Consider the following 18,145-nt stretch of genomic DNA (forward strand, 5'->3'; position numbering starts at 1 on the left):
GGGACGTGAGAAACGTTTACGCGGGACATGCGACGCCCGTCCTGTTGCGGGCGCCGCTGCATCCCTGGCCTGCCGCTGCAGCCGAGCCGGCTCCCGACGGCGACGTCCAGGCCGCCGAGGGCTTCACGGTCGAGGAGCTCACCGCGTTCCTGCGGAAGGAGCACAGCCCGCTTCTGCTGGAGGCGGTCGAACTGTCCAGCCCGGCACTGGCGCAGACCCTGCGGCGAGCGCGTGACGGCGCGCGTCTGAAGCCCGGTGAGGTGCGGCGCGCCGCCCTCAGTCTGAGCCGCTATCAGCTCCGGGCCGCCGGCCGGTGCACTCCCTTCGGGCTGATGGCGGGCGTCGGCCTCCTGCGCTTCGGAGCGGAGACGGACGTGGTCTGGCGCGGCGGACACACGCGCTCGGTCCGCCCGGATCCGGGCTGGCTCGTGGGTGTGGTGCGAGCGCTGGAAGCGGATCCGTCCGTCTGCGAGCGGCTGCGGGTGCAGGCCAACAACCTGGTGGTGCCGAAAGGCGACCGGCTGACGCTGCCGTTCTCTCCCGATGCCGACGGGAGGACGACGCGGCGGTCCGTACGGGCGACACAGGCCGTGCGGCTGGCGATGGAGTGGGCCGATCGGCCCGTGCCGTTCCACGAACTGAGAGACCGGCTGACCGCCGCGCTGCCGTCGGCGGCCCCAGCGGCCTCGGCCGCGCTGCTGGCGCAACTGGTGCGGTTGGACTTCTTGTTGACGGAGCTGAGGCCACCGACCCACAGCGCGGATCCTCTCGGCCATGTGAGGGCGCTGGTTCCCCAGGACGTTCCCCAGACCAAGGAACTGGCCGAGGTCGCGGCCGCTTTCGAGCAGTACCGGACGGCCACGGTCCGCCAGGCGGCGCCCGAGGCCCTGGGGTCGCTCGTCGAGCGGATCGACGCGGTGGAGCACCGTCTTGGGCTCGCCTACCCGTCATCGCAACGCCGTGTGGCGGCCGACGTGGTGCTCGATGCCACGGGCACGCTCCCGTCCACGCTCGCGGACGAACTGCGCGCGGCGGCGGGGGTGTTGTGGCGGCTGGCTCCCCTGTACACGTCCGCGCCCGGACTGCGGGAGTACCACGCGGAGTTCCTCGAACGGTACGGGCTGGGCCGCGCCGTGCCGCTGACCGAGCTGCTCGATCCGGATCGTGGTCTGGGCGCGCCCGCCGGTTACCGGAACCCGCCCAGCGACCGGCGCCCGGAGACCACCCCCGAAAATACCTCTCAGCGGCAGTTGCTGGCCGAGCTGGCCCTCGACGCCGTCCTGGTCGCGTCGCGGTCGGGGACGGCATCCCGGTCAAGGACGGAATCGCGGTCGGGGACGGAATCGCGGTCGGGGACGGAAGTGCCCCGCATCGATCTCGACGACGATCTTGTCGGCCTTCTGTCCACCCAGCCGGCCGGAGCCCGCCCCCCGGAAGGCCTCGAGTTCGTGGCCGAGGTGATCGAGCCCGACGCCGGGAGTCTCACCGCCGGCGCCTACGTCGCCGTACTCGGTCCATGGCCCGGCAGCCAGGCGCCGGGGTCCATGGCCGGCCGCTTCGCGCATCTCCTGGGCGGCCCCCCGCTGCTCAGGGAACTGGCCGACGGGCCGGCGACGGAGCCGCTGCGAGCACAACTGGTGTACGGACCACGCGAGGACCGCTTCCACAACGTGGCACACACCGCTGCCGGGTTGGACCACCGCATCACGATCGGGGCCTTCGACGCCGGCGGCGCGCAGGACATCCCCCTCGGCGACCTGGTGGTGACCAGCGACGGAGAGCGGTTCCGGGTGCTGTCCGTCCGTCACGGGCGGGAGGTCCGCGCCCGTACGTTCCACATGCTGACCCCCGACGTGGCCGCGCCGAACGCGGCCCGCTTTCTCCAGGAGACGGCGGAGATGGGCATGCACGGATGGGCACCGTGGCAGTGGGGCACCCTCGCCGACCTGCCCGTCACGCCGCGCGTCACCCACGGCCGGACGGTCCTGTTCCCGGCGAGCTGGCGCTGTTCGGCGCCCGGCCTGCGGGACCGTACCCTGCCGTGGGCGCAGTGGGAGGCCGCCTGCGCCCACTGGCGTACGCGCTGGTCGGTACCGGACGTCGTGCGGGTGGGCGGTGCCGACAAGTGGCTGCGGCTGGACCTCACCCGTCCATGGCACCGGCTGCTGTTCCGCGCCGAGTTGCAGGACGGACGCCCCGGAGACGAGCCGGTGGTCTGCGAGGACCTGGCGGTGGCCGGCGGTGCCGGATGGCTGGGACCGGACACGGTGACCGCGGAGATCGTCACGGTCCTGCACACCGAGGCCCCCTCCCGCCCCGCACAGCCGCGCGCCGCGACGCCGTCATGGAGCCAGGACCGACGACCCGCACCCTTCCTGCCCGGCAGCGAGTGGCTCTACGCGAAGCTCTACAGCGCCCAGGAGACCCAGCGCGACCTGCTCGCCACCTCGCTGCCGCGCTTCATGTCCACGGCCGAGTCGGAGAACCGTGACGACATCGCCGAATGGTTCTTCGTGCGCTATGCCGACCCGGAACCCCATCTGCGGCTGAGGTGGCACGTATCCGACGAAGAGTCGGTCGGCAGGCACCTGCGGCGGGTGGGCGCGTGGGCGGCGGACCTGGTGCGGACCGGACTGGCCAACCGGCTGGAGATCGCCACGTACGATCCGGAGTCCGAGCGCTACGGCGGCCCCGCGCTGCTGCCCGCGGCCCACCGGATCTTCCACGCCGACAGCCGGTTCACGCTGGCCTGCCTGGCCGAACGCCTCGACACGCGGACAGACCCGCACTGGGCGGCGGCAGCCGTCACCTCCGGCGGGATGATCGCCGCCATGCTGGGCCCCACCTCGCTGGACGCGGACGCCTGGACGACGTCGGGCATCGTCAAGGACGAGGACCTCCACCACCACTTCCGTGCCGTACGGGGCCGGCTGGCGCAGTGGTCGCAGCCGGACGCCCACGGTCTGCCGGCGCTGCTCGCCACCCGCCCCGAGGTGGCGGCCCGCTGGCACGAACTCACCGGCGCGCTGCACGACTACGGACGGCAACTGTGGAACACGGCGCCCGACGCCCTGGACGGTGCCGTGTTCAGCGTCCTGCACATGCATCACAACCGGTTCCTCGGCATCGACCCCGCGGGCGAGGACAAGGTGCTGGCCGCCTGCAGGGCAATGGCGCAGGTCCGTCTGGGCATGCGCAGGGCCGCCCGGTGAGCGGTGACCCGGCCATCCGCGCCCGGGCCGCGGAGACGGCCGGATGGGTCGCCGAACGGCTCAGTGACCCCGCCCGGGTCCGGGCGGTGGCGGACTGGCCCGGGGCGCACTGGTCGTCGGCCTCACTGGACGAGGGACACGCGGGAGTGGCGCTGCTCTTCGGAGCCCAGGCCGACGATCCACAGGCGCGCCGGCTAGCCCTGCGCCATCTGTCCGCAGGCGTCGCGGCGCGTACCCACAGCGGCGGGGGACTCTTCCACGGTGACGTGGCGCTGGCCTTCGCCGCCGCGGTGGCGGCGCGGTCCGCCGACGACTACCGCACCGTCCGTGCGGCCGGCACGGCCACAGCGGTACGACTCGTGCAGCGCCTTGCCCGCGCGCCCCGCACCCTGCACCGTCTCGACGTCGTCTCCGGCCTCGCCGGCATCGGCCGGTACCTGCTGGCCGACGGTCAGACGGACGCCCTCTGCGACGTGCTGCGACTGCTCGTCGAGCTGACCCGGCCGGTGCACGTACACGGCCGGACGGTGCCGGGATGGTGGGTCGGCACGCCCCCGACCGCGGTCGACCGGGCGCAGGACTTCCCTCAGGGCCATTTCAACCTGGGCATGGCCCACGGCGTGTCCGGTCCGCTCGCCCTTCTGTCGCTGGCCACCGCTGCGGGAGTCACCGTGCCCGGTCAGACAGCCACTGTGAGGGCGATGGCGCAATGGCTGGTCGACCGGCTCCATCCGGGGCCGCACGGTCCCTACTGGCCGGACCGCCTCACCTTCGAGGAGGAGGCCAGGGGGCGGGCCGTGCGGCCTCCCGCCCGGGGTGCCTGGTGCTACGGAACACCCGGAGTCGCCAGGGCCGTCCATCTGGCCGGGGGCGCGCTGGGGCAGCGGCAGTGGTGCGACGCGGCACTCGGGGCGGTACGGGTCCTGTTCGGCCGACCGGCTCACGAGTGGCCCGTGCGTGACGCCTCGCTGTGCCATGGAGCCGCGGGCCTCCTCGTCGTCGGCTCGGTGATGGCAGCCGACAGCGGTGACACCGCTCTGGCCGCGGTACTGCCCGCCCTGGCCGAGCGGGTGCTGGCCTTCTTCGACGAGTCGGCCCCCTTCGGGTTCCGCTACACCGACGCGGAGATGGAACTGACCGAGGACCGGGCGGGCACGCTGATGGGCGCCGCCGGCGTGGCGCTGGCACTGAGGCATTTCGCGGATCCCGTCCCACGGCAGGCAGAGGTGCCGGTGCCGTGGGAGGCGGCCCTGCTGGTGTGCTGAGCGGCGAACAGCATCGCGGTCAGCGCCGGCACCGTCAGCGCCCGCCGAGGCCGACCGGCACCATCAGCGCCACCACCCACACGTTGGTGTGCGCGCCGACTGTGGGCAGCGCCCCGCAGGCCGGCCGTCCCGTGAAGCCGTGGCGAGCTGTTGGTGCTGGTGCTCTCGTGCTTGGCAGTCAGGACGGCTGGACTTGGTCGAAGAGGGCGAGGGCGTCGGCGGGGTCCGGGCTCACGAGGCGTTCCAGGCCGGCCGTCGTGATCTTCGCCCATCTGCCGGCCCGTGCCCACATCTGTTCCTCGAAGGCGCGGACGGCCTCGTCCAGATCTCCAGGGCCGGTGGCGATGGACTCGGCGAGTTCGGCGCCTTCCAGCATCGCGAGGTTCGCGCCCGCCCCCAGTGGGGGCATCAGATGGGCGGCGTCGCCCAGCAGCGTCACCCCGGGGACGTGGGTCCAGGTGTGGGACACCGGCAGGACGTAGAAGGGGCGGTGGACGAAGGCGGTGCCGTGGCGGAGGAGGCCGAGGACGGGAGCGGCCCAGCCGTCGAACAGAGCCAGCATGCTCGATCGCACGGCCTCGACGTCGGCCAGGTCCAGGTCCGTGTGCCAGTCCAGCGGCGCGCGGAATTTGGTGTAGACCTTCACGTGGCCGCCGCTGTTGCGCTGGGCGACGAGGCTTCGGTTCACGCCGTACACAGCCATGGAACCCTCGCCGATCAGCCGGGCGAGGTCAGGGTGGCGGGTGTCGACGTCGTCGAGGGAGGTCTCGATCGAGGTGACGCCGGTGTACTGCGGCGTCACCGACGAGACTGCCGGGCGGGTCCTGCACCAAGGAGGAGCTGTTCGACCTCATGGTGGACGAGGTCCACGCCGAGATCCTCCCGGAGGAGCAGCCCGGTGACTGGCGGGAGGCGCTGCGCATCCTCGCCCACCGCACCAGGCAGGCCGCTCTCCGTCACGAATGGCTGGCCGACCTGCTCGGCGGCCGCCCGACCCTGGGCCCGAACGGCCTCGCCGTGACCGAGGCCACCCTGGCCGCCCTCGACGGCCTCACCGACATCGACACCGTCATGCGCGCCGTGGAGACTGTCAGCGCCTACTTCACCGGCGCGATCAGGCGCGAGATCGCGAACCTGCGGGCCGAGCGCGCCACCGGCCTGTCCAAGCGCGACTGGCAGCGCGCCTCCGGCCCGCATGTGACGAGAATGCTGGCCACGGGCCGCTTCCCGGCGCTCACCAAGGCCGTGTACGACGGCACGGACGTGGACGCCGAGGCATCCTTCGCGACCGGCCTGGACTGGGTCCTCGACGCCGTGGCCGCCAAACTCACCCGGCCGCCCGCGTGACGCTCAGCTCCTGCCGAATGTGAGCGGGGTCGGTGTCGGGGTCGGTGTCCACGGGCCGTGCGGGCTTGCGCCGCCGGCACCACCGACGTCGAGTTCCTCAAGGGCGTCATCGTGGAGGTGGCAGACCGTCGACCGTGACGGGGACCAGCCAGGCAGCCGCGCCGGATTCGCCCTGTAGCCGCACGGGCCCGTTCGGAGTCGTGATCACGTGGCCGGAAAAGGATTGGACGGGGTGATGCCCGGGTTTGTAGCTTGCAGTTGACCGCGACACCGCCCGAGGAGGTGAGACCCATGAACGCTGTATCGATGTGGGTGCTCCCCCTTCCCGTCACGGCCGGCGATTGACGTAGGTGTCGCCGGGAGCGCCTCGACAACAAGGCACTCCCGAAAGGCAACACCTATGGACTCTCCGCAGTTCACCGCCGAGCCGTCGTCGAACGACACGGTCGAGCGCGACTTCACCGTGGGCGACGTCCCCGGAGTCCGGTCGTCGGCGTCCGGCGCCGATCGCGCGCCCCTCATGTTCGACGTGATCATTGCCGGGTGCGGGCCGACCGGCGCGATGCTGGCCGCCGAACTGCGGCTGCACGATGTGCGGGTACTCGTTCTGGAGAAGGAAACCGAGCCCGCGTCGTTCGTCCGCATCGTCGGTCTGCATATTCGCAGTCTCGAACTGATGGCCATGCGCGGACTGCTGGACCGCGTTCTCGAACACGGAAGACAGCGTCCGGCCGCCGGATTCTTCGCCGCCATCGCCAAACCCGCACCCAAGGACCTGGATTCCGCGCACGCCTATCTGCTGGGCATCCCGCAGCCGGTCATCGTTCACCTGCTCGAAGCGCATGCGATCGAACTGGGTGCGCAGGTCCGCCGCGGTTGTGCGGTGGCCGATTTCGAGCAGGACGACGAGGGTGTGACCGTCGAGCTGGCCGACGGCGAACAGCTGCGTTCGCGCTACCTCGTCGGCTGTGACGGCGGGCGCAGTACGGTGCGCAAACAGCTCGGCGTCGGCTTCCCCGGCGAGCCCTCGCGGACCGAGACGCTGATGGGCGAGCTGGAAGTGGGTGTGCCGCAGGAGGAGATCGCCGCCAAGGTGGCCGAGATCCACAACACCGATAAGCGATTCAGTCTCAGGCCCTCCGGCGAAGGGCGCTATCTCGTCGTAGTCCCCGCCGCGGGAGTCAGCGATCGCGCGAAACCGCCCACCCTCGACGATTTCAGACAACAGCTGCGCGCCGTCACCGGAACCGATTTCGGCGTGCACTCCCCGCGCTGGTTGTCCCGCTTCGGGGATGCCACCCGGCTGGCCGAACGTTATCGGGTCGGGCGGGTGCTGCTGGCCGGCGATGCGGCACACATCCATCCGCCCACCGGCGGACAGGGGCTCAACCTGGGCGTTCAGGACGCGTTCAACCTCGGCTGGAAACTGGCCGCACAGATCCGCGGCTGGGCGCCGGAAACACTGCTGGACACCTACCAGGCCGAACGTCATCCGGTCGCCGCTGACGTGCTGGACAACACCCGCGCCCAGATGGAACTGCACTCCACCGAACCGGGCCCGCAGGCCGTGCGCAGGCTGCTCACCGAACTGATGGACTTCGACGAGGTGAACCGCCACCTGATCGAGAAGATCACCGCGATCGGCATCCGCTACGACTTCGGCGAAGGCCCCGACCTGCTCGGCCGCCGCCTGCGCGACATCGACGTGAAACAGGGCCACCTCTACGGTCTGCTGCATCGCGGCCGCGGACTGCTGCTGGACCGCACCGAACGCCTGACCGTCGGCGGCTGGTCAGACCGGGTCGACTACCTCGCGGATCCCGCTGCGGTCCTGGATGTTCCGTGCGTCCTGCTACGCCCCGACGGCCACGTCGCCTGGATCGGCGACGATCAGCAGGACCTGGACGACCACCTCTCCCGCTGGTTCGGCAAGCCCGCCACCGAAGCCGGCAGGCGGCAGAAACAGCCGTCGCCGACAGCGACATCCTGACCGCGCCGGAGCAGTACCTGACGGCCAACTCCTCGGCCACGAACTCGATCGCACCGCCGAGGGCGAACCGGATCACGATCGTGAACTACATCGCATGCCTGGGGCCGGGTTGGTAAACCCACAGAGACAACTCCCCACGCCAGACGGCGAAAGAGGAACCGAGGGGGCGAGTCGTGCGTCCCGGGGAGCGGGAGTTCTGCGGCGTGGACCCGGGGTCTGAGGAACCGGTGTGCTTGGGGCGCTCAGCCCGCAGCGGCCGGTTACAGTACCGATGACCCACAACAGGTACCTCCTTACCCGGGGGTAATGCACATCCTCGCGTACACCGGGCAGGTTCCCGCCGCCCGGATCACGATGGGGGCGGCCGGCCTGACCACCGATCTGCCCGTCGTGCGGCTGGCCGAGCGGCCCGCCTACGTGAGCACGTACGCCGTCAGCGCTCCGGCGCGCGAGAGCGGGAGTACCGCGGGCGATCCGGCGCCCGGCGGGCCCGTCTTTCGCGTGTTCGGCGTCGACGGCAAGGAACCGGCGAGAATCGGGGGACGATGAGCGGCGTACTGATCCATCTGCCACAGGAACCGGCGCTGACGGTGCGGCTCGGTGCGGGTGAGGTGGCGCGTTTCGGCCGTGGTTCGGAGACGGTGCCCGTGGAGTTGCGGCTCGACGACCCGGCGGTGTCCCGGCTGGCCGGGGAGATCCGGGTGGCCGAGGACCACTGGCTGCTCAGCAATCACAGCACCACGCAGAGTTACCTGGTGGAGAACCCGGAGGGCGCGGGCGAATATCTGAGGGTCCCGCCGCGTCGCGTCGGGGCGCCCATCCCCTTCGAGTTCGCGCGGGTCGTGCTGCCCACGCGGGGTTCCGGGGTGAGCTTCCAGGTCTTCGCGCCCGATCACGTCTACCTGGATCCGGGCGGGCCGGACGGTGGCCGTCGGGGCGCCCAGACCCTGACCGCGTACTCGCTGGACGAGACCGCCACGTACTTCCTGGTGCTGGTCGCCCTGTGTGAGCCGCGGCTGCGTGACGAGTCGGCGCTCGCGGTGCCGACCACGCCCGAGATCGTGGAGCGTCTCCGCTCGCATCCGCAGTGCGCCCAGCTCACGGCCCGTGCGGTGAGCGCCCACATCGACTATCTGGCGGAGGAGAAACTCCGCATCAATCCGTCGGCTGTGCGTGAACCGGGCCGTGGCGGGCGCCGCAACGGCAAGCGTGAAGCGCTCGTCGGTATCGCGCTGCGCTTCGGCCTGGTCGGTGAGGGACATCTGCGGCTCCTTCCCGCGCGTACGACGGCCGGGCCCGGCGTGGCCCGGACGGGGGCGGGGTCCCGGTGACCGAGGCGGCGGAACGGGTTCCACGCGGGTACCGGGTAGGGGACTGGGAGGTCGGCGAGCCGATCGCGGAGGGCGGCTGGGGGTGGGTCTACGAGGGCCGCGGCGTGCGCGGGACGGGTGGTGATCCGGTCGTCGCGCTGAAGTTCATGCCCACGGCCGGACTCGCGCCGCGTCAGGCCCGCGGGCTGGTGGAGAGCGCGCGGCGGGAGAGCGAGTTGGGGCGCCGGGCACGGCATCCCCGGCTCGTCCGGCTGCTCGACTCCGTCGTACTGGACGAACCGGATCACCCCGGGCTCGACGGGGCGGTCGTCCTGGTGATGGAGCGCGCCGAGCGCAGTCTGCGGCAACTCCTGGAGGCGGAAGGGGAGTTGGAGGACCGAGAGGGTGAGCGGATCCTCACGGAGATCTGTGAGGGACTCGCGTATCTGCACGGCCTGGGCTGGGTGCACGGCGACCTCAAGCCCGACAACGTACTGCTCATGGCCGACGGTTCGGTCCGCCTGTCGGACTTCGGTCTCGCCGCGGAGCTCGACGGCACCCACGGCACGCACGCGTGGATCCCGCCCCTGGGGACCCCCGACTACCTGCCGCCCGAACGCTGGAAGGCCCCGCTGGGCGAGCGCGGCGTGCAGGTGCGTCCCAGCGCCGACGTCTGGGCCCTGGGCATCATGATCCACCAGGTGTTCACCGGCGGCGCGTCGCCCTTCTCCGGCGCCACGGCGGGGGGACGGGGAGCGGCCGTGCAGGAGTTCGCGGCCGGGCGGGCGCCCTTGCGCCTGGATCCCGTCGTGCCGCCGTTCTGGCGCGGGCTGGCCACCGACTGCCTGGCTCCGGCGCATGACGCACGTGCCGCGCACAGCGCGGACAGCCTGCTGGCCCGCATCCGGGCGTCGGCCGCGGCCGACGGCGACGCGACTACCGTGGCGGGCGGAGTGCCTGCCGTCGCTCCCCCGCGCCGCCGACGGCGGCTCGTGCTCGGTGCGGCGGCGGCCACGGCGCTGGGCGCGACGGTGGCCGCCGCCTGGGTGTACGCCGTCGCGGGCGACGACGCCGGCGGTGCGGGGGGTGACACCGCGGGCCACGGCGCGACCGTTTCCGCCACCGCCGTGCCCGCCGCCCACATCACGGTCTTCAACGTGGAGAAGCTCTGCCGTGACCGGGGGGACGAGCGCGACCAGCAGTGCAGTCTCGGCCTGGCGATCGATCCGCTGGCCGCGTACACCGTCGACAACGTCGTACCCACCCGGGTGTGGCACGGAGACGTTCTCCCGGCGGAGTGCCGGATGCTTCAGGGGCTGCCGGTGACCGACGAGGTGGGCACCCGCTCCACCGAGTGGTACCGGGTGCGGCTGCCGGACGCCACGCGGTCCACGGCCTGGCTGCCGGCCGTCCGCGCGACGGGCCGTCCCGCCGTGCCCGACTGCCGGTGAACCGTCCCGAGCCGGCCGGCGGTCGGCTCCGCCGGCCGGGTCAGGCGCACGTACGGATGTCGCGGCCGTCGTTGTCCTTCGCCTCGTCGTCGCCCCACCTCTGCAGGTAGTAGGCGGAGACGTACGCCCTCCCCCGCCCGCCCGGCGTCACCTCGTCGAGGTCGGTGAGCAGCCACCAGTGGTTGTACGACCGGCCGATCCGCACCTCGTCGCCCCACTTCTTGCACAGGACGTAGTTGGTGCCCGCGCGCAGCGTGCCCTGGGGCGCGCAGCGTGGCGCGCCGTCGTCCACGCAGTCGACGTCCGCGTAACCGGTGGCGTCGGCGAAGGTGTCCACCTGGTACCGGTCCGGGTCGCCGCCGCCGTTGCACCCGTTGGTGCTGGTGACGCGGGGGAACGGGCCGTTCGGGCTGAGCCGGTACTCGGTGCCCTGGAGCACCGGGTGGACCATCTCGTCCGTCTCTCCGTCATTGTCGCCGTTGGCGTCGTACAACTGCTCGTAGTGCAGATGCGCCGAGTCCGTGCCGACCAGGCCGAGCCGCCCGAGCGGTGCACCGGAGGCGACGCGCTGGCCGAGTCGCACGTCGATGCGGTCCATGTGCAGATAGACCGTGAACCAGCCGTTGCCGTGGTTGATCTCGAGCCCGCCGGGCTCGAAGAACTCGGTGACCGTGCCGGCGGCCGAGGCGGCGACCGACGCGCCGAGGGTGGGGCCGTCGACGCGGTACATGTCCAGTTTCTTGTCGTCGGGCGCGTGGCCCAGGTACGTCTGGAGCTGCCAGGTCTGTCCGCACGCGAACGGAAGCCTGAAGTCCGGGCGGGCGGTGGGCGCCGCCGACGCGACCGGTGTGCTCGCGCACAGTCCCGCCGTCATCAGCAGCGCCGTCAGCGCCGCCGCCCAGCCCGGTTTCCCTCGTAGCCACAACCTCACGGGTCCTCGCCCTCCTGCTCGTCGGTGTCCTGCGGCGACAGTGCCGCACCGGCGCGGAGAAGGGACTCCGGCACGTTACGGGGTGGCCTCCGGCGCGGAGGGGATCAGGTGCCGCACCTGCGGGTCACGCCCCCGGTCTCGTCGCCCTTGAGGTAGATCGCGCTGACGTAGCCCACCCCGCCCGCGTTCAACGGCAGTTCGACCCACTTGTCGCTCGTGTAGCCCTCGGCGGAGACGAGTTGGCCGGTCTGCCAGCAGTTCGCCGGGTAACTCTCGTTCGGGTAGACCTTGCTGACCGCGCCGCAGGTCGTGGAGGCGCAGGAGCGGACGTTGGCCTCCGCCCACGCCGTGACGGTCGTCTGTCCGCCACCACCGCCGCCGTCGGTCGGCTGGAAGGTCACGTCCACCCAGTCGTTGTCCGTCATGCCCAGGCCGTCCCAGAAGGTGCCGTCGGCCACGTCGATGCCCGCCGGGTTGGCGACCCTGCGGCCGAACTCGTCCAGGCCGCCGTTGTAGCCCGACTGGTGGGCCGCCTGCGCCTCGGGGGTGCCCTGCGGCAGGTCACGCCACATCTGCCGCTGCGCGGGCGGGTTCCAGTAGTCGTCCTGGGTGTTCCAGGGACCGACGTCCCACACGGGGGCGGTCTCGCAGCGTCCCGTACGCGCGTAGCACAGCCGTACCTGGTACTCACGGCTTCCGTCGCCGGCCAGCATCCGCCGGGACGGCAGTGCCACGAAGTGGTCACGCGGCTGGATGACATGGCCGTTGGCCGTGGTCTGCCCGGTCAGACCCTCACGGGTGGCGAAGAGCCGGTACGTCACGGACGCCGTGGCCGCCGCGCCGTCTCGCGCGCGTGCGGCGGGCCGCACCGGGTCGGCGTGTACGGAGACGCCCGAGACGACCGGGGAGGCGGCCTGGCCGCCCAGGAGGGTCAACCGGACCTGGAGGACGGAGACGACTTCCGGCAGCCGCAGCCGACCGGTGGGGTCGGGGGTGGTCCACTGCGTCCACCGGCCGGGATGGCCACTGCCCCGGACCTCGGTCAGCACCTGCGTCCCCGAGGGCACATCGGCCTGCCGGCGGACGGTGAAGACGTCGGCCTGCCGGCCGAGGCTCCGGGCCGGCGCGGTGTACACGGCGAACGCCCGGCCGGGGGCGGACGGTGTGCGCGTGCGGCGGTCGCCGATGGCGAGAGCGCCGTCCGTGCGGTGGTCGATGTTGTGCTGGTCGGCCGAGGTACTGGCGAGGTCCACCCGCCAGTCGGTGGCCGGCTGTGCGGCGGCGGGTCTCTCCCCGGCGCCGTCGGCGGCCGCGGCGGTGACGGGCGGCAGCCCGCCCACAACGAGCAGGGCGCACAGGCCCCTTATCAGTCTGCGGGTGGTGGATCGCACGACGAATCTCCCCCATCGGGCTCGGAAAGCGTGTAGCTGACGAGGTAGAGCCCTATCGGCCTTGGTCGTGCGCTGTCATTCCGGAACGTTCCGGATGCCGCCGCCCCGGCGGGCGCCGGTACGTTCCGAGCCGTCCCCCAGCGAACCCTTGGAAAGGAAGTCTCTTGCGTCTGTATCCGCGCGCCGGACTCGTCACGGCGGTCGCCGTGCTGCTGCCCCTGGCGTCGGCGGTGTCCGCCGTCGCCGCGCCGTCCACCACGGCGACCGCGTACTCCGCCTCGTGCCCCACCGCCGGGGTCGTCACCCAGGGCTACAGCGGCAGCCATGACGGCGTCGACATCGGCAACGCCCTCGGCACGCCCATCTACGCCGTCGGCGCCGGCGAGGTGATCGCGTCCGGTCCCGCCAGCGGCTACGGGCAGTGGATCCGGATCCTGCACGACGACGGCACGGTGACCGAGTACGGGCACATGTACCAGCGGGACGTCGTCGTCGGCCAGCACGTCCAGGCCGGACAGCGCATCGCCCTGATGGGCAGCGAGGGCGAGGCGACCGGGCCGCACCTGCACCTGCGCGTCAGGATCGGTACGTCCACCACGGTCCGCGGCATCGACCCGGTGCCGTACCTGCGCGACCGCGGGGTGAATCTGCCCTGCACGCCGGGCGGGGGCGGCGGACAGCAGACCACGGTGACCGCCTGGGCGGAGGCCAATGTCCGCTCCTGTGCCGCTACGACCTGCGGCGCGGTCAGCAAGGTCTATCCGAACGAGAGTTACCCGGCGAACTGCTGGAAGACCGGCCAACTCGTCTCCGCCGAGGGCTACAGCAACGACAAGTGGGTCGAACTGCCGTTGAGCGCGGGCGGGGTGGGCTACGTCAGCGCGATCTACCTCAAGGGCGACGAGAAGGGCAACGTCAGCCGCGAGTGCGGCTGACAACGCCCGCGGTCCGGGCGCAGCCCGCCGGTCCGCCGGACCGCCGGTCCCGGCCGCGCACCACGGCGCGACTGCCTCACCCGACCGACATCACCCGACCGACGTCACCCGACCAGCATCGCTCAACAGACATCACTCATCCGAAGGGAACATCCATGTCCATGACCGTCTCCACGCTCACCCGCGTCGCGGCGCTCGGCGCCTCCATCGCGGCCTTCGCGTTCCTGCCCGCCACCACGGCCTCGGCGGCGGACGCCGTCAACACGTTCGCGAACCAGGCGACGAACCGCTGCATCGACGACACCGACCAGGGCTTCCGCACCTGGGACTGCAACGGCTCCAACGCCCAGAACTGGATCGTGCACACGTGGAACGACGGCACCGTGCAGCTGAAGAACGCCAACACCAACCGCTGCATGTACGACAGCGACCAGGGCTTCAAGACCCTGTCCTGTGACTCCAGCGCCAACCAGAGCTGGTACATCCACCACTGGAACGACGGCACGATCGAAATCAAGAACCAGTCGACCAGCCGCTGCATCGACGACAGCAACGTCGGCTTCCGCACCTTCGGCTGCAACGCCAGCCAGTTCCAGAGCTGGTTCTGACACCTGCCGGAGGGCATCCCCCTTCAGCTCCATCCCGAACGCGGTCGCCGCCCCCTCCTGCGGGAGGAGGCGGCGGCCGCGTTCGTGATCCCTGATCCCGTTTCTGGCCCGCTTACCCGCATACTCGCTCGCGGCGGTCCGCGACCAGCGACAAGCGATGGATTCCACGCTTCCAGATATGGTGTTTTCATATGCATTCTCGCTGATCATGAGGTTATGCGATGAATTCCCCTCGGAGGGAGGGCCAGGTGGTCGAGCAGCCCTTGGGGGCTGTCGGGTACGCGGGTGTGCTGCGCGAGCTGCTTCCGATCGCCCTGTGGCGGGAGGACGCGCACGGCCGCATCGTGGAGTGGTCGCTGGCCGCCCAGGATCTGCTCGGGTTCCGGCCGCAGGACGTACTCGACCGGCCCGCGTCCGCCCTGCTGGTCCCCGAGGGCAACCGTGAGCTGGCCGACCAGCTCACACATCGCGTCCAGGGCGGGGAAACCGTCGTCGGCACCCTGTCGGTGCGCCACCGCGACGGCCATCAGGTCGCGATGGAGACGTGGATCGTGCCGGCCGCCGACGCGCAGGGGCGGCCCGGAGCCCTGCTGATCGCCGTGGAGACCTCCCAGGTCCTGCGCATGCGCGATTCCCTGGCGGCCCTGGAGAGTTTCTTCGGAGTACTGATGGCCCGACCGCAGTGACCGTCCGCGACGACCGGCTCCGCGGGCATCGGAGAGGGAGGCATCGGAGAGGGAGGCGTCGGCCAGGCGTCCTTCGCCGCTCCGTGCCTCGGCAGAGCGCGGCGGCCCGCCGTCGGGGGGCGTCGTTCGGCGTACGGAACGAGTCCGGACGATCCGGCGTGCCCGCAGCCGTAGCGTGCGTGAAATGACATCGGAGACGCGAATACGGGGTACCCGCGCTTGCGGAGGTTCCTCATGTTCGAGGCTGGCGATATCCGTGAATGGCGCGGTCACGACGTGGTTGACGCTCAGGGACACAGAATCGGCGCCCTGGAGTCGGTCTACGTGGACACCGGGACCGACAGACCTTGCTTCGCCACGGTGACCGTGGGTCTTCCCACCCGTCGCCGCCTGGTGTTCGTGCCACTCCTCGGGGCGACAGTCGGTCCGGGGTATCTGAAGGTCGCCCACAGCAAGAACGCGGTGAAAAAGGCCCCGGCGATCGACGTCGACGGCGAGCTGCGTGCCCAGGACGAATCGAAGGTCTTCGCACACTACGAACTGGACTATGCGCCGGGTGCCTCAGGCGAGCGACGCCTTGCCCGCCGCTGAACCGTCGAGACCGTCGGGAGAGCCAATGAGCCTGTTTCTGTTCCTGCTCCTCGTGGCCCTCGTCCTGGGCATCATCGGGTTCGCGGCCGACGGGCTGTTCTACCTGCTGATCATCGGCGCCCTCATTCTCCTCGCCGATCTCTTCTACGTCGCGATTCGTTTCCGCCGCGGCGGAGGCAGGCACCGTATGGCCCGGTGAGTGCCTTTGTCCTTGCCCTGAGCGCTCCCCGTCCCTCGCTTTCCGGACCAGACCGTCGCCGTCAACGACCCGGCGCCGGCACCGGCACCGGATCGCAGGTTTCACTCCGTAGGCGCGTAGGGCCGGCATGGCTGCCGTCACGTTCGAGTCGCCCACTCGCTGCAACCGCCCGAACCGGGATGGTGTCACGCCGGGGTCGCGCGAAGCCCCGGACGCTGCGCCAGGCAGGATGGGAGCATGAGCGTAGTCAAGATCAACGTACTGACCGTCCCGGCGGAGCAACGGGAGACCCTTGAGACGCGGTTCGCCGCCCGAGCGGACGCCGTCGCGAACTCGGACGGCTTCGAGTGGTTCGAGCTCCTGCGCCCGGTCGAGGGCACCGACACCTACCTCGTCTACACGCGGTGGCGTGACGAGGAGTCGTTCCAGGCGTGGCTCGAAGGCCCGATGAAGGCGGCGCACCAGGGCGGCGAACAAGGGGAACGGCCCAAGCCCGCGGCTTCCGCCTCCACCCTCTGGTCCTTCGAGGTGGCACAGCAGACGGCACCGAAGGGCGAGTAGTCCGTCTCGGGGCGGCGGCACCTCCCGTCCGAGCGGCGGAAGGTGCCGTCGCCCGGTGAGCGCCACCGGGAGCCGGGAGGTCGTGACGCCGGCGAAGCCCGTCATGGTGACGTCGTGCGCCCGATGCCGATGTGTCGCCGCAGTAGAGCGGCGAACCGAGGACGTCATCAGTGTCCGGGTGCGGGTTGTAGCGGCCCGGCCGGCGTCGATGAGCGGCGAGTCGTCGCACCCGGCGCGAAGCGCGCCGCGGTGTCCCGGATCTGGTTCACGCCCCCTCGGTCGGCGGGCTCCTGGGTGAAGTGGGCGCGCCCGCCTCGTTGTGGCCGTCGCCGGAGGCGCGGCGGCAACGCAGGCGCAACGGCCGTACGACGAAGGCCCGTTCGCGGGGGGAGCGTCGAGCCTTCGCCGTACGGCCGTTGGGGTCGCCCGCGCTAAGGGGTGTCAGGGGTGGGCGCCGCCGCTCGTGAACGGCTCGAAGGCGTGGCTGAAGTGCCAGGTGTTCTGGGCGATGCCGGAGCACGAGTCGGAGCCGCCGGTGCCCACGCAGCCGCCGTTGTCGCGTTGGAGTGCCCAGAAGGAGAGCGTGTTGATCTTCTTGGCCGCGGCCCACTTCTCCACCGTGTACGCGTCCTGCGTGGTGAAGGTCTCCTCGGGGCCGAAGTCGTCGATGCCGGGCATCTCGATGACGCCGATCATGTTCCACAGCCTCGCGGGGCTCTTCTTCGGGTAGAGCGCGGCCAGTTGGGCGTGCAGACCGGTGGCGGCCTTCTCGGTGTCGGCCGCCATGTCGTGGGTGGCGCCGTCGTAGTAGTCGAACGTCATGAGGTTGACGACGTCCACCCGTGCGCCGTTGTCGACGGCGTTCTGCAGCAGGGCCAGACCGTTGGGCTCCAGGCCGGTCGTGGAGGTCGGCAGGGTGTAGGAGAACTGCACGCTGCGGCCGGTGCGGTCGGCCCAGCGCTGCACCTTCGCGATCGCCTTGTTGCGGCGGTCGATTCCGGCGGCGTTGTTGATGGAGTCGCCCTCGACGTCGAGGTCGATCCGGCTCACGCCGTACGTCGTGACGAGGCTCTCGTACACCTTGGCGATGGCGTCGACGTCGGTGCAACTGTCCGCCAGCTCGGTGCCGGTGGTGTCCGCGGACCAGCCGCCGAAGGACGGGATGACGTTGCCGCCGCGCGCCTGGATCGTGGCGATGTCGCGGCCGAAGGTGGTCCGGGCGACGGGCTGGCCGGCCTGGCCGTTCCAGTACGCGGTGCACGAGCCCGCCGTGGCCGTCTGGAGGAAGGCCAGCGTGAGGTATTCGTTGCCCGAGGCGGCGGCGAGCGCGGCCGGGCTCTCGCCGGTCCACGCCTCGAAGTAGGGCGCCGCCACGTGGGCCGGCATGGGCTTGCCGAAGGCCGGGAGTGAGTGCGGCGCGGCGACCGCATCCCCTCCCCCGAACGCGACAAGCCCGGCGGACACGGCGGTCGCACTCAGGCAGGACAGCAACGTACGCATACGAAGAAGACCAGGTCGTCTCACTGACGCTCCCATGGGGAAAGGGGCCGAGGGGCCAGGCGGGGACAGCGGAAGGACAGAACTGCGGGGCGAGCAGGAACCATATTTGGACTAGACCACTTAACTGTCAAGGTTCTTTACAGTTAGCGGACCGAACTGGAGAACCGC

At 71.2% G+C, this 18,145-nt stretch carries 14 protein-coding genes and 3 pseudogenes; 13 read left to right on the forward strand and 4 right to left on the reverse strand.

Going from position 1 to position 18,145, the window contains the following annotated elements; all coding sequences use genetic code 11:
- Positions 1 to 5 precede the first annotated feature (5 nt).
- Positions 6 to 3,212 (forward strand): lantibiotic dehydratase, encoded by a 3,207-nt coding sequence (locus tag OG352_RS00660; protein WP_329213172.1) that lies wholly within the window; start codon positions 6 to 8, stop codon positions 3,210 to 3,212.
- The gene (locus OG352_RS00665; protein WP_329213174.1) at positions 3,209 to 4,477 is read left to right on the forward strand and encodes a lanthionine synthetase C family protein; all 1,269 of its coding nucleotides are present in this window, start codon (positions 3,209 to 3,211) and stop codon (positions 4,475 to 4,477) included. Before OG352_RS00660 ends, OG352_RS00665 begins: the two co-directional genes overlap by 4 nt.
- Before the next feature lie 178 nt (positions 4,478 to 4,655).
- Here the strand turns inward: OG352_RS00665 and OG352_RS00670 are convergent.
- Positions 4,656 to 5,309: pseudogene (locus OG352_RS00670) on the reverse strand (FAD-dependent oxidoreductase); the annotation flags it as partial.
- Between OG352_RS00670 and OG352_RS00675 the strand changes: the two are divergent.
- The 5 genes and pseudogenes from OG352_RS00675 to OG352_RS00695 all read left to right on the forward strand — a co-directional run.
- Positions 5,273 to 5,824: pseudogene (locus tag OG352_RS00675) on the forward strand (TetR/AcrR family transcriptional regulator C-terminal domain-containing protein); the annotation flags it as partial. The pseudogenes OG352_RS00670 and OG352_RS00675 overlap by 37 nt on opposite strands.
- 400 nt (positions 5,825 to 6,224) lie before the next feature.
- Positions 6,225 to 7,814 (forward strand): rifampin monooxygenase, encoded by a 1,590-nt coding sequence (gene rox / locus OG352_RS00680; protein WP_329213176.1) that lies wholly within the window; start codon positions 6,225 to 6,227, stop codon positions 7,812 to 7,814.
- Positions 7,815 to 8,120: 306 nt separating this feature from the next.
- The gene (locus OG352_RS00685) at positions 8,121 to 8,363 is read left to right on the forward strand and encodes a hypothetical protein (protein ID WP_329213178.1); all 243 of its coding nucleotides are present in this window, start codon (positions 8,121 to 8,123) and stop codon (positions 8,361 to 8,363) included.
- Positions 8,360 to 9,145: a serine/threonine protein kinase gene (locus OG352_RS00690; RefSeq protein ID WP_329213180.1), complete on the forward strand. Its 786-nt coding sequence runs from the start codon at positions 8,360 to 8,362 to the stop codon at positions 9,143 to 9,145. The genes OG352_RS00685 and OG352_RS00690 overlap by 4 nt, the downstream gene beginning before the upstream one ends.
- Positions 9,142 to 10,575 carry a serine/threonine-protein kinase gene (locus OG352_RS00695; RefSeq protein WP_443072119.1) on the forward strand — a complete coding sequence of 478 codons (1,434 nt, stop codon included), beginning with the start codon at positions 9,142 to 9,144 and terminating at the stop codon, positions 10,573 to 10,575. The genes OG352_RS00690 and OG352_RS00695 overlap by 4 nt, the downstream gene beginning before the upstream one ends.
- Positions 10,576 to 10,615: 40 nt before the next feature.
- Here the strand turns inward: OG352_RS00695 and OG352_RS00700 are convergent, their stop codons facing one another.
- A complete protein-coding gene (locus OG352_RS00700; protein ID WP_329213182.1) occupies positions 10,616 to 11,506 on the reverse strand; it encodes a M23 family metallopeptidase in 891 nt (296 codons plus the stop codon).
- Positions 11,507 to 11,610: 104 nt separating this feature from the next.
- On the reverse strand, positions 11,611 to 12,897 hold the full coding sequence (locus tag OG352_RS00705) for an SH3 domain-containing protein (protein WP_329213184.1): 1,287 nt from the start codon (positions 12,895 to 12,897) through the stop codon (positions 11,611 to 11,613).
- 164 nt (positions 12,898 to 13,061) lie between these two features.
- On the opposite strand from OG352_RS00705, the gene OG352_RS00710 reads away from it, so the two are divergent.
- The 6 genes from OG352_RS00710 (at position 13,062) to OG352_RS00735 (ending at position 16,477) form a co-directional block, all read left to right on the forward strand.
- The gene (locus OG352_RS00710) at positions 13,062 to 13,832 is read left to right on the forward strand and encodes a M23 family metallopeptidase (RefSeq protein WP_329213186.1); all 771 of its coding nucleotides are present in this window, start codon (positions 13,062 to 13,064) and stop codon (positions 13,830 to 13,832) included.
- Positions 13,833 to 13,987: 155 nt separating this feature from the next.
- Positions 13,988 to 14,440, forward strand: a complete 453-nt coding sequence (locus OG352_RS00715) for an RICIN domain-containing protein (protein WP_329213188.1) — start codon at positions 13,988 to 13,990, stop codon at positions 14,438 to 14,440.
- Between the two features lie 248 nt (positions 14,441 to 14,688).
- On the forward strand, positions 14,689 to 15,126 hold the full coding sequence (locus OG352_RS00720; protein ID WP_329213190.1) for a PAS domain-containing protein: 438 nt from the start codon (positions 14,689 to 14,691) through the stop codon (positions 15,124 to 15,126).
- Positions 15,127 to 15,360: 234 nt separating this feature from the next.
- On the forward strand, positions 15,361 to 15,717 hold the full coding sequence (locus OG352_RS00725) for a PRC-barrel domain-containing protein (protein ID WP_329213192.1): 357 nt from the start codon (positions 15,361 to 15,363) through the stop codon (positions 15,715 to 15,717).
- Between the two features lie 25 nt (positions 15,718 to 15,742).
- Positions 15,743 to 15,916, forward strand: coding sequence for a hypothetical protein (locus OG352_RS00730; protein WP_329213194.1), 174 nt, complete (start codon positions 15,743 to 15,745; stop codon positions 15,914 to 15,916).
- 237 nt (positions 15,917 to 16,153) lie between these two features.
- Positions 16,154 to 16,477: an antibiotic biosynthesis monooxygenase family protein gene (locus OG352_RS00735; RefSeq protein ID WP_329213196.1), complete on the forward strand. Its 324-nt coding sequence runs from the start codon at positions 16,154 to 16,156 to the stop codon at positions 16,475 to 16,477.
- A 444-nt stretch (positions 16,478 to 16,921) separates the two neighbouring features.
- On the opposite strand, the pseudogene OG352_RS00740 reads toward OG352_RS00735, so the two are convergent.
- Positions 16,922 to 17,977 (reverse strand): annotated as a pseudogene (locus OG352_RS00740) (chitinase); the annotation flags it as partial.
- Positions 17,978 to 18,145: the final 168 nt, after the last annotated feature.

Origin of the sequence: Streptomyces sp. NBC_01485 (assembly GCF_036227125.1) — a bacterium.
Lineage (GTDB): Bacteria > Actinomycetota > Actinomycetes > Streptomycetales > Streptomycetaceae > Streptomyces.